The following is a 10453-nucleotide window of genomic DNA, read 5'->3' as shown; positions in this document are numbered from 1 at the left end:
ACATGGGATTGTGGGCACGGTCGCGTGCCGGCCACGACGTGGCCGGGCTGATCCACCACTCCGACCGCGGAGTGCAATACCGAGCCATCCGCTACACCGAACGACTGGCCGAAGCCGAAGCGGTGACATCTGTTGGCTCCAAAGGGAATTCATACGACAACGCGATGGCTGAGGCGTTCAACTCGCTGTTCAAAGCCGAATGCATCCGTAACCCCGTGATGCGCCCGCGAGGCGGCTGGGCAGGTGTGGGCGAGGTCGAGATCGCCGTCGCTGAGTACGTCGAATGGTTCAACCACCGCCGCCTGCACGGCGAGATCGGACACGTCCCACCCGTCGAGTACGAGAGCGCCTACTGGTCGACCCAAACCGTCACCAGCTACCGTGAGAACCCGGTCCCCGCAAACGCTGGAACCAACTAACCGAGCCTCCAGCAAACCCGGGGCGATTCACACCGTCTCCCGAATCACGGATCGGGTCATCGAAGAGATGGTGTCGTGGTGGGCACGCCCGCTGGAGAAAGTGTACGCGGCGGTGTTCATCGACGCGATCATGGTCAAGATCCGGGATGGGCAGGTGCGTAACCGGCCCATCTACGCCGCGGTCGGGGTGGATCTCGACGGGCACAAAGACATCCTCGGCATGTGGGCCGGCGACGGCGACGGCGAGTCGGCCAGGTTCTGGCTGGCGGTGCTCACCGACCTCAAGAACAGGGGTGTCCGCGACATCTTCTTCGTTGTGTGTGACGGATTGAAAGGGTTGCCCGACAGTGTATCTGCCGCGTTCCCGTTGGCCACGGTACAGACGTGCATCATCCATCTGATCCGCAACACCTTCAAGTACGCCTCCCGCAAGTATTGGGACACGATCAGCGCCGATCTCAAACCGATCTACACCGCGCCGACCGCCGCTGACGCCCGGGCGCGGTGGGAGGAATTCGCCGAGAAATGGGGCACGCCGTACCCGGCGATCGTGACCCTGTGGGAGAGCGCGTGGGAGGAGTTCATCCCGTTCCTTGACTACGACGTCGAGATACGGCGAGTGTTGTGCTCCACCAACGCGATCGAAAGTCTCAACGCCCGCTACCGGCGTGCGGTGCGCGCTCGAGGACACTTCCCGAACGAGCAGTCCGCACTCAAAACGCTCTACCTGGTCACCCGGTCGCTGGACCCGAAGGGTACCGGTCAGACGAAGTGGGCCGTACGCTGGAAGCCAGCGCTCAACGCCCCGGCCATCACGTTCGCCGATCGTATGCCCGCAGCCGAAGAACGCTGACCCGCCGAGCAATCGGAAAACCGCCGCTTACACCGAATATCGGACAGACCCGTCGGGGCCCGATTCCCGCCGAGCTCGTGGTGAGCGTGCGTGAGACGCTGGGTGGGGGTCGTCCAGAACGGGGGGTGTCCCTATGGGTTTGTCAAGCAGCTGAAGCGATTGGGGTTCGGTAGGGCTCGCTGTGCTTGAGCATCGCGTAGAGGACGTCGCATCGTCGGCGTGCCAGGCAGATGAGGGCGGCGTTGTGTTTCTTTCCTTCGGCGCGTTTGCGGTCGTAGTAGGCGCGGCTGGTGGGGTCGTGCAGTGCGGCGAACGCGGAGAGGAAGAAGGCTCGTTTGAGTTTGCGGTTTCCGAATCGGGCGGGGTGCTCGCCACGGATGGAGGTGCCGGATCGGTGGGTGACTGGTGCGATGCCGGCGTAGGCGGCCAGGTGGCCTGCGGTGGCGAATGCTGAACCGTCGCCGACTTCGAGGAGGATGCGGGCTGCTGTGTAGGGGTCGTAGCGGATCTGGTTTCGCACCGCGGCAAAGTGGCTCCGCGCCATGTCTCGATCGTTGTCCGCGTCGCCGGTAGCATCACGGGTGGACGCCTGCACGGTGGCGTGGTCGAAGGCCAGGATACGTGACGCTGCGAGAAGAACTGCAGGCTTCCCGGTTGCCTCCTGTCGATGTCACAGGACCCGGGTCAGCGGGAACCGGCGTCCTGCTGATGGTAATGCTCCTGCGTGCGTTTGTGTGAACGCGGCGGCCCTGCTTAGCGTCCTCCTCGCGGACTTGCCGCGACAGGCCGGTTAGCCTGACAAGGATGCTGCGGCCTTTCGTAGTGACGCCTCCAGGGTCGTTTCCGCCTCGGGTAGAGCCGCCGCGAGGGTTGTGACGGATCGGAGCCGCTCGGATGAGGCGTGATCCTTCTGTACTGCTGCGCGTGCGACTGCAGTCCAGGATGTCGCCGCATGGTGGGCGTTGGCTGCAAGGATGGCGGTGGCGTGATCGCCGGTGAGGCGCGCGATTTCGTCGCAGCCCTGTGCCAGCAGTCGGCGGAACAGGCCGCCGCCGGTCCCCGCTTTCTCGATGAAGGCGCCGAGGCTGAATAAATGCATCTCGAGGTCGTCGGTCGACAGGGCTCCCCAGCTGCAGACGTCGGATGCGAGCGCGCTGGCAGCGTCGAGGCCGTGTGACCCGTGTTCTGCGGGCCCGGCGATCGTCGATGCGCCTGGGGTGCTCAGGCTCGCTGCGGATTGTGCGAATGCCTGTGCGGCCACCTCGAGAATCGAAGGTGGCGTCTGTGGCCAATTGATACGAAACAGCGTGTGTCGGGTTGGCTCCGGGAAGGAGGTCGAGCGGCGCGCGCGTGCGAGTGCGTCCAGTGGGACGCGTTGAAGGTCTTCGCGATCGTTGTCGGCGATGTACGCGACGCCTTGCGTCTCGTCGTAGCCGACTACAACGATGTCGTGGCGGCTCATGCGCAACTGGACCCGCAGGTAGGGGAGTTCTGCGATCTCCGCCCAGACCAGTGCAGGGCGTCCCTGATCGATCTCGCCACGAAGGTTCTCCCAACCCTCGGCCGGGTCGTCTGTGGCAAGCACCTCGACGGTGCCGCCCAGACGGCGGGGGAGGTCGATCTCAAAATCAGGTCCTCGTCCGACTAAGTACACGGGTGGCATCAGCGCTTTTGATCGAATGTAGGTGAGGGAGAGGGCTCCGCCGAGGGCAAAGACGAGGCCCTCGTCGGGTGGGCCGTCGTAACCGAGCCCGGTCCACTCCATGAGGTCTCGCATCGCACCGGACCCACAGTGGCCACCCATTCGGTGCGGGTAGGGGTCGATCATCGAGGGGCCGGACACTGACACGATCCTCCTGTGTTGAGGCGGTACGAAAATTGTCGATTGCCGGGCCGACGACTGAGGCAGACCGGGTTAGGCGTGGAATGCATCTAGTGACGTCGCACGCTGCGTGAGTATAAGAGGGCCATAGGCCTCTTTGAGAGCCACCAGGATGTTGTCGAGAGGCAGGTCGTTGTACACACCTCTTTCGCGGACGTACTCCATGTGTGTTGAGCCGTCCGCGGAGTGAGCGTGGAGCAACGCGTCGCTGTCGCCGGTGAAGTCGATCGGGGCGACTCCGAACCGCGCGCACAGTTCCGAGTTGAACGCGGGTGTCGCCTTGAGCCACCGTCCGTCTATGTAGACGTGGCTGTACCCGTGATAGACGAAGACGTCGGTTCCCATCAGCTCACGTAGGGCGCCCGTTTGGAGGTGATTACGGACGTCGGCGAAGCCTAGCCGCGCTGGGATCCCGGCGGCGCGGAATGCGGCGGTAAGCACGACGGCCTTGGGGACGCAGTATCCACGCCCGGATTCGATTACATGGCTGGCCCGGTAGTGCTCTGGGTCGTTGGAGACGGTGTACGGGTCGTAGCGGATGGCGTCGCGCACCGCGGTGAACAGGCGGCCGGCTTTGTCTTTGTCGGTGGTCGCGTTGCCGACGGCTTCGCGTGTGAAGGTTGCGACGGTGGCGTGCTCGATGTCGAGGAAGCGTGAACCCGTCAGCGCCGCCGGGCTGACCGCATTTGTCGGTGATGTGGTCATGGGGCCGCTCCGATCAATTCGGACCTGACGATCGGCGCTCGTTGTGCAATGGCGCGCTTGGCGGTCACGAAGTCAGCGGGTCTGTTGACGCAGTCAGCTGCAATCAGTTCTCCGGCGGTTAAGTAGTAGCAGGTGAAGTCGCGGCCATGGGCGGGGTTGCCGCTGACCAGCACCTCGTCGTATCCGGTGTTGAGCCCGGCGATCTGGAGTTTGAGGTCGTATTGGTCGGACCAGAACCATGGCAGTGCGGCGCGACCGGTTGTGTTGTCGCAGATTGTGGCCGCCGCGATCTTGGCGTGCTCGGTTGTTGCGGACACGCACTCGAGACGAACACGTCGCCCGTACCGCTCGATTCGGTGGTTGGCGCAGTCGCCGGCTGCGACGATGTCAGGATCGCTGGTACGAGCGCGGTCGTCGACGAGGATGCCGTTTTCGACGTCGATGCCCGCAGCTGCTGCGAGCTCCGTGTTCGGAATGACGCCGACGCCGACGATGACCAGGTCAGCGGCCAGCGTCTCCCCCCCGGACAGGACAACGCCGTCGACTCGTTCGTCGCCGCGGAACCCTTCGACCATTGCGTCGGTCCGTACCTCGACACCCTTCTCGCGGTGAATTCGATCGAAGAATTCCGACACGACGGGCGCCGTGACACGTTCGAGTACGCGTCCTGCCGCCTCCAGGACGGTGACCTCGACACCCAGGGTTCGAAGCGAGGCCGCTGTCTCCAGGCCGATGTACCCGCCGCCGACAATGACGACCCGCGAACCCGGGACCGCGGCGGCGCGGATGGCCTCGACATCGGTGGCGGTGCGCAGATAGTGCACGCCCGGCAGGTCGGCGCCGGGGACCGGCAGTGCGCGAGCTCGAGCGCCGGTGCACAGGGCCAACTTCGAGTAGGACACCGCGTCGTTGTTGCCAAGAGTGACGGTTCGTTCGGCACGGTCGATCGAGGTCACGGTCCCGTCGACGAGCTCGATCCGTTGCTTGTCGTAGAACTGGCGGCTCCGAATCGCGACATCGTCGAGATGGCAATCGCCAGCCAGGTATGCCTTGGACAGCGGCGGCCGCTGATACGGCAGGCGGCCCTCGTCGCCGATCAGCAGGATGGCCCCAGCCCACTTCTCCTTGCGCAAATTGGCCGCCAGCTGTGCGCCCGCGTGGCTTGCGCCGACGATCACGACCCGATCAGTACTCACGTCTCCGGCTTGGGAGTCAGACGGACCATCATCTTGCTGATCCCACGAACGAAGTTGGACTGCACGTACTCCGGATCACCGACCACCTCGATGTCGTCGAAGCGCTCGAGAAGTTCTTCCCAGAGAATGCGCAACTGCAATTCGGCCAAACGGTTTCCCATGCAACGGTGCACACCGAAACCGAACGCGATGTGGTTGCGAGCGTTGGACCGATCGATGATGAGCTCGTCCGGGCGGTCGAACACTCGCTCGTCGCGGTTGCCGGAGGCATACCACATGACGACTTTGTCACCTGCGCGGATGAACTGACCGTTGAGCATCACGTCCTTCTTGGCGACCCGACGCATGTATGCCAGCGGGGTTTGCCACCGGATAATCTCCGACACCGCATTGGGAATCAGATCCGGATTGGCTTTGAGTTTCTCGAACTGCTCGGGAAACTCGTTGAGAGCCAGCACTCCGCCGCTCATCGAGTTGCGGGTGGTGTCGTTGCCGCCGACGATCAGCAGCACGAGGTTCCCGAGGAACTCCATCGGGCTATTGTCGAGAAGGTTCTTGGTGTCCTCGTTGCTCTGCAGCATGGTGATGAGGTCGAATCCGGTCTCCTCGCCTGCCGCGGTCCGCGCGGCCTTGTCTCGCCACAGCGCACTCAAGCCCTGTGCCATCGCGACCATCTCGCGGAAAACTTTGTCGTTGTCCGATGGTCCGCCGTTGGCCTGCTCCATCGACGTGGCCAAATCCGACCACTGGACGAGTTTGTGGCGCTGCTCGTAGGGGTAGTCGAGCAATGTCGCGAGCATCCGCGCGGTCAGTTCGACCGACACGGTCTGGACCCAGTCGAACGGTTCGTCGAGCGGTAGCTCCTCGACGACTTCCCGGACGCGAGACCGGATGAGGCCCTCCATCTCGCGCAGGTTCTTCGGTGCGACGACTCCCTGGACGGCGGCGCGCTGCTTGTCGTGCCGCGGCGGGTCCATGGCGATGAACATCGCGATATCCATGAAACGCGGGGGCCGACCGATGATGATGAACGGTTCGGCGGAGAACGCTTCATGGTTTTTGTCGACAGCGATGATGTCGGCATGTCGAGTGACCGACCAGAACGGCCCGAAGGGACTGCGGGGCTGGAAGTGAACGGGCGCCTCATTGCGCACACGCTCGAAGTAGGACCGCCACATGCCCTGTCGGTAGAGAAATGGGTTGCTCAGATCGATGTCAGTGAGTTCGACGTCCTCGACCGGCGGGATGGGGGTCTCGGTGAAGATTTTCTTGCCGTCGGTTCGGGTGACGATCCGGCGGGTCTTGTCATAGACGTGAGCGCCACGGATCTGCAGATCGATCGGGATCATGGACTGCGCCTTCTCGGCGATCGCGGTGGTAATGCTCATCTGAAAGTCGCTCTCATTCTCTCACTTCACAACTGGAACTCGGGGAGGTGAACGGTCAACCCGTCCCACTCTTCGCGCGCGGTCATCTGACACGACAGCCGCGAGTTGGCCTCACGCTCGGGGTGCATGCTCAACATGCCTTCTTCGACGTCTGTGCTGTGGCCGACGGTGTCGATCCACGCGCTGTCGACGACGACGTGGCAGGTTCCGCATGCCGCCTCACCGCCACAGTCGCCATCAATGCCCGGTATCGCCTGGTCGACCGCGGTCTGCATCAGTGACCTGCCGGGCATCACCGGCGCGGGGTAGTCCTCGCCGTCGTGGGTCACGTAGGTGATCGTGGCCATGGCCACCTCCTTGTTCCTGGGTCGTAGAGATGAGTGTGCGCGCGGCGAATGTGGTCGATCCAGGTTCGGACGTCGCGATGTCTTGTTAACTTGGCTCATATGAGCCTTGTCGAGTCGGGGATGCCGCCGCTGGCGTTCGCCCAGCTCCTCGACAGCGGCGCCTTGGGCGCGGCGGAGACCCGAGCGTTCGAACGCATCATGGCCCGCGAGGGCGTCGATCTCGCGGTCGTCATTGCGCGACAGGGCCAAGTGCCTGTCCGGTGGTTTCACGAGGTGTATCCGGCGATGGATTCCCAGCAGGGATTCCGGTTGGGCGTAGCGTTCGCCGAGCACGCTCAGCTCACCTCGTTCGGCCCCATCAGTTTGCCGCTGGTCAGTGCGGGTTCCGTCGTCGAAGTTGTTCAACTGCTTCAGTTCTTGCCCCTGATATCGACCGCGCTGAGCACCGAGTTCCAGCACGGAGATTCTGGACTGACGATCGCTCTGGCCGGGCGCACCGACAGCGCCGGCACCGATTGTTTCGCCGTCACCTACGGTGGTCTGGCTGTCCTGCGGTTGGTGGACATGCTCGCCGGTGCCGTCCCCTCCGTGGAGCTTCATCTGACATGCCAGGCGCCGGCAGACCTGATCGCCGTGGGTGAGATCGGCCATCGGATCGTTTTCAACGCGCCCGCGGCGTTCGTGCACATACCGGCTGCCGTGCTCTACGACGTGTGCCGTTTCTCCGACCCCGTGGCCTACCGGATCGGTATTGCCGAGCTTCGACGCGTCTACGAACAGCGTAGGCCCAGTTCCTACACGCAGCTGGTCCGCGCACAGTTCGATGCCGACCCTGCCCGCGCTGACGGTGCTCGTATCGCGGCGGAGCTGTCGATATCGGTGAGCACACTCAAGCGACGCCTGAACGCCGAGGGCACCACCCTGCGTCGCCTGCGGCAGCAGTTCGTCCAAGAACGGGCCACCGCGCGACTGCTGGATCCGGGCATCGGTGTCGGCGAGATAGCCGCAGAACTGGGGTACTCCGACGCCGCCAGCTTCTCTCATGCGTTCACACGGTGGGTCGGATGCTCCCCGACGCGGTTTCGCCGCGCACCGGCGAATCGGCAGGCAGCGCCGGGCATCTGAGCAGGTCAGTCCGCGCGAAGAAGATTGACGAAAAAGCTGTCTACCGTGGAGGTGTCGGCGTAGCGCGCGAAGTGCATGAGATCGACTTTCACGAACTCGCCGGTGGCGGAAAAGTAGGTCTCGCCGTCCACAGTCCCGCTCGCCCCGATGTGCAGGATGTGATCGGCGTCCTCGTCGATGCACGCCGTAAGACGTACTGGTACGTGGAGGGGTACCGGTCGGCGGTACTTGACGGTCAACGTGCGCGTGACGGCCGGGGTGCCGGCGATCCACAGCGTGAATCCCATGATGTCGTCGCACGCGGCCGAGATAGCGCCTCCGTGCGCCAAACCTGGTCCACCGGAATGCTTGGTGGTGAAAGAGTGATCGGCAAAAACGCGGTCGCCGTCGCGGTACACCTCGAGCTGCAGGCCGCTGGCATTCTCCGGCCCGCAGCCCATGCACGATGGGGAGTGTGCGGGCAGTTTGGTGGGTGCTGACATCACAGTCCTCGAATCGATGCTCGTGCCGGTAGCAGACCACTACCAACGGTATCGTTGGTAGAATGCCACATCCACGCTGGACCAACAGCGTGAGGAGACCTGGTGGCGGTGAGCATCAATGGCCTCGACGACGTCGATCCGCGGCGGGTTCGTTCCCGGACCGTCTGCTCGACGCCACGGCGGTGTTGCTGCGCAGCGGGGGAGTGGAGGCTGTCACCGTCGAGGCGGTCACGAGCGTTCCCGCAGCTGGAGACAGTCGTGCGGCAGCAGTCGGTCGACCCGATCCCTGCGGGAGTGCCGTCGTTTCAGTCATTCGACCGGATGGGCACGGCGTTCGGGGAGAAAGGCGCCAAGACAACGGCGTTTATCGCCATGGAGAACCGTGGCGGCCTCACCCCGACGGTGCGTGCACGCTACGACGAGCTTGTCCAGGAACTTCGTGGCACCACCGCCGATGTCGCTTCCGCCCGCGACCTGGTGGGGGGATCGCCGATGTGTGTTGTCGAACTTGTCAGGATGTAAAGCCTGGGACGGGATCACGGTCGTTCTAGAAGTACTGGCCGACGTCGGCAATCTTGTAGGCCACCGGGTCATGCAGGCTGTGCGTCCGGATGTTGCGCCAGAACCGGTCCAGCCCCAAACGCGGGTGTGTCCCACGCGCCCCGATGACCTCGAAGATCCGGCTGCCTATAGACAGACCCGCCTCGGTGGCCAAGACCTTCACCCCCGACACCTGAACCATCAGCGAGGCCCGATCGGCGGGTGCCAAAGCATCACCCTTCTCCCAGATCCGCTGCACCGCGTGCGACGCATCGCGGGCCGCCGCGTCAGCGCCTTGTAGTTTAATCGCAAGCTCTCCAAAGGTCCGAACTACGTATGGATCCTGCGTGGCCTCAGAAACCCCCGCAGGGGTCCATGGCCGTGCGTGCTCCAGCGTGTATTCGCGAGCGGAGTCCAGCGCTTCGGCGGCAATTCCTATGTAGACGTGCGAGAAGATCAGTTGCACCAACGGGCCGAATAGGCTGGCGCGCCTATAGCCGAAAAAGTCGGTGATCACGCTGTTCGGAGCCCCCAACACCTCGTGCGGAAGCACTTGAACATCTTTGAAGTCCGTTGTACCGCTGTCGGTCCGCCGCATCCCCAGGGCTTTCCAGTCATTGTTGGGACGCACTCCCCCTCGGTCGGTGGGTATGACCGCTGTGATAATTCCCGACCGCTCGGGTGAGTCATCATCCTGCGCCACGCCAAACACCAGAAGCAGATCGGATCCGAGCGCCCCGCTACAGAAATGCTTGGTCCCGTTCAGCACGTAACCACCGTCGTCGCGTGGGGTTGCACGCACCTTCCAGTCGAGAATGTGACTGTTGTTCTCGCTCAACGCGTTCCCCGTCCAGGAACCCTGCGCCACGCGGCGGTAAGTGGCGTCGCGCTGCTCCGGCGAGCCGAGGAGTTCGATGAAGGCTGCACACACGAGGTGGTATCCGTAGAGGTGGCCAAGCGAGCCGTCGACCTTGGCAATCTCGCGGATTACTGCGAAGACTGAATCGCCCCGGGTTTGCTGGAGGCTCGGTTAGTTGGTTCCAGCGTTTGCGGGGACCGGGTTCTCACGGTAGCTGGTGACGGTGTGGGTCGACCAGTAGGCGCTCTCGTACTCGACGGGTGGGACGTGTCCGATCTCGCCGTGCAGGCGGCGGTGGTTGAACCATTCGACGTACTCAGCGACGGCGATCTCGACCTCGCCCACACCTGCCCAGCCGCCTCGCGGGCGCATCACGGGGTTACGGATGCATTCGGCTTTGAACAGCGAGTTGAACGCCTCAGCCATCGCGTTGTCGTATGAATCCCCTTTGGAGCCAACAGATGTCACCGCTTCGGCTTCGGCCAGTCGTTCGGTGTAGCGGATGGCTCGGTATTGGGCGCGTTCAATCGGTCGATGCAACACTGGGTTGTTGTAGCGAGTGTAGTTGTTCGCCAAAGACTTCGGCGGGAGTTTTCCATCCAAGGACTTTTCTAGGACGGTTGTTGAGGGTGTAGGCGATGGCCTCGAGGTCCTCAG

General features: G+C 63.5%; 10 protein-coding genes and 5 pseudogenes. 5 read left to right on the top strand and 10 right to left on the bottom strand.

What is annotated here, in order from left to right:
* Positions 1–419, top strand: a 419-nt coding sequence (locus tag KB201_RS25025) for an integrase core domain-containing protein (RefSeq protein ID WP_249146450.1), incomplete at its 5' end; no start/stop codon positions are given.
* A 31-nt stretch (positions 420–450) separates the two neighbouring features.
* A pseudogene (locus KB201_RS24490) lies at positions 451–1272 on the top strand (IS256 family transposase); the annotation flags it as partial.
* 142 nt (positions 1273–1414) lie between these two features.
* On the opposite strand, the pseudogene KB201_RS24485 reads toward KB201_RS24490, so the two are convergent.
* The 6 genes and pseudogenes from KB201_RS24485 to KB201_RS24455 all read right to left on the bottom strand — a co-directional run.
* Positions 1415–1762, bottom strand: a pseudogene (locus KB201_RS24485) (transposase); the annotation flags it as partial.
* Positions 1763–2062: 300 nt separating this feature from the next.
* Positions 2063–3076 (bottom strand): BtrH N-terminal domain-containing protein, encoded by a 1014-nt coding sequence (locus tag KB201_RS24475; protein WP_172622077.1) that lies wholly within the window; start codon positions 3074–3076, stop codon positions 2063–2065.
* Between the two features lie 111 nt (positions 3077–3187).
* Positions 3188–3859, bottom strand: a complete 672-nt coding sequence (locus KB201_RS24470; RefSeq protein ID WP_004020618.1) for a transglutaminase-like domain-containing protein — start codon at positions 3857–3859, stop codon at positions 3188–3190.
* Positions 3856–5055: an NAD(P)/FAD-dependent oxidoreductase gene (locus KB201_RS24465; RefSeq protein ID WP_014928948.1), complete on the bottom strand. Its 1200-nt coding sequence runs from the start codon at positions 5053–5055 to the stop codon at positions 3856–3858. Before KB201_RS24465 ends, KB201_RS24470 begins: the two co-directional genes overlap by 4 nt.
* Positions 5052–6443, bottom strand: a complete 1392-nt coding sequence (locus tag KB201_RS24460; RefSeq protein ID WP_004020620.1) for a cytochrome P450 — start codon at positions 6441–6443, stop codon at positions 5052–5054. Before KB201_RS24460 ends, KB201_RS24465 begins: the two co-directional genes overlap by 4 nt.
* A gap of 26 nt (positions 6444–6469) precedes the next feature.
* Positions 6470–6790, bottom strand: a complete 321-nt coding sequence (locus KB201_RS24455; RefSeq protein WP_004020621.1) for a 2Fe-2S iron-sulfur cluster-binding protein — start codon at positions 6788–6790, stop codon at positions 6470–6472.
* Positions 6791–6889: 99 nt separating this feature from the next.
* Here KB201_RS24455 and KB201_RS24450 point away from each other — a divergent pair, with 99 nt between their 5' ends.
* Positions 6890–7915: an AraC family transcriptional regulator gene (locus tag KB201_RS24450; protein ID WP_004020622.1), complete on the top strand. Its 1026-nt coding sequence runs from the start codon at positions 6890–6892 to the stop codon at positions 7913–7915.
* Positions 7916–7920: 5 nt separating this feature from the next.
* On the opposite strand, the gene KB201_RS24445 is transcribed toward KB201_RS24450, so the two are convergent.
* On the bottom strand, positions 7921–8397 hold the full coding sequence (locus KB201_RS24445) for a PaaI family thioesterase (RefSeq protein ID WP_004020623.1): 477 nt from the start codon (positions 8395–8397) through the stop codon (positions 7921–7923).
* A 108-nt stretch (positions 8398–8505) separates the two neighbouring features.
* On the opposite strand from KB201_RS24445, the pseudogene KB201_RS25215 reads away from it, so the two are divergent.
* Positions 8506–8630, top strand: a pseudogene (locus KB201_RS25215) (TetR family transcriptional regulator); the annotation flags it as partial.
* Between the two features lie 4 nt (positions 8631–8634).
* A pseudogene (locus tag KB201_RS24440) lies at positions 8635–8877 on the top strand (MMPL family transporter); the annotation flags it as partial.
* A 67-nt stretch (positions 8878–8944) separates the two neighbouring features.
* Here KB201_RS24440 and KB201_RS24435 read toward each other — a convergent pair.
* The 3 genes and pseudogenes from KB201_RS24435 to KB201_RS24425 form a co-directional block, all read right to left on the bottom strand.
* Positions 8945–9868 (bottom strand): acyl-CoA dehydrogenase family protein, encoded by a 924-nt coding sequence (locus KB201_RS24435; RefSeq protein WP_014928945.1) that lies wholly within the window; start codon positions 9866–9868, stop codon positions 8945–8947.
* 99 nt (positions 9869–9967) lie between these two features.
* Entirely contained in the window at positions 9968–10264 is a 297-nt protein-coding gene (locus KB201_RS24430) for an integrase core domain-containing protein (protein WP_265969385.1), read from the bottom strand.
* Positions 10265–10319: 55 nt separating this feature from the next.
* Positions 10320–10453 (bottom strand): annotated as a pseudogene (locus tag KB201_RS24425) (IS30 family transposase); the annotation flags it as partial.

It is taken from the genome of Gordonia sp. SCSIO 19800, from assembly GCF_018132775.1.
In the GTDB taxonomy this organism is placed as follows: Bacteria; Actinomycetota; Actinomycetes; order Mycobacteriales; family Mycobacteriaceae; genus Gordonia; species Gordonia hongkongensis.
Note: the sequence above shows the minus strand (reverse complement) of the source record. Positions and strands in the feature narration are given on the sequence as shown.

Bases quoted from the DNA above. Each gene is read 5' to 3' on its own strand.
- KB201_RS24450 (WP_004020622.1), top strand. From the start codon at position 6,890: ATGAGCCTTGTCGAGTCGGGGATGCCGCCGCTGGCGTTCGCCCAGCTC.
- KB201_RS24460 (WP_004020620.1), bottom strand. From the start codon at position 6,443: ATGAGCATTACCACCGCGATCGCCGAGAAGGCGCAGTCCATGATCCCG.
- KB201_RS24455 (WP_004020621.1), bottom strand. From the start codon at position 6,790: ATGGCCACGATCACCTACGTGACCCACGACGGCGAGGACTACCCCGCG.
- KB201_RS24475 (WP_172622077.1), bottom strand. From the start codon at position 3,076: ATGGGTGGCCACTGTGGGTCCGGTGCGATGCGAGACCTCATGGAGTGG.
- KB201_RS24445 (WP_004020623.1), bottom strand. From the start codon at position 8,397: ATGTCAGCACCCACCAAACTGCCCGCACACTCCCCATCGTGCATGGGC.
- KB201_RS24470 (WP_004020618.1), bottom strand. From the start codon at position 3,859: ATGACCACATCACCGACAAATGCGGTCAGCCCGGCGGCGCTGACGGGT.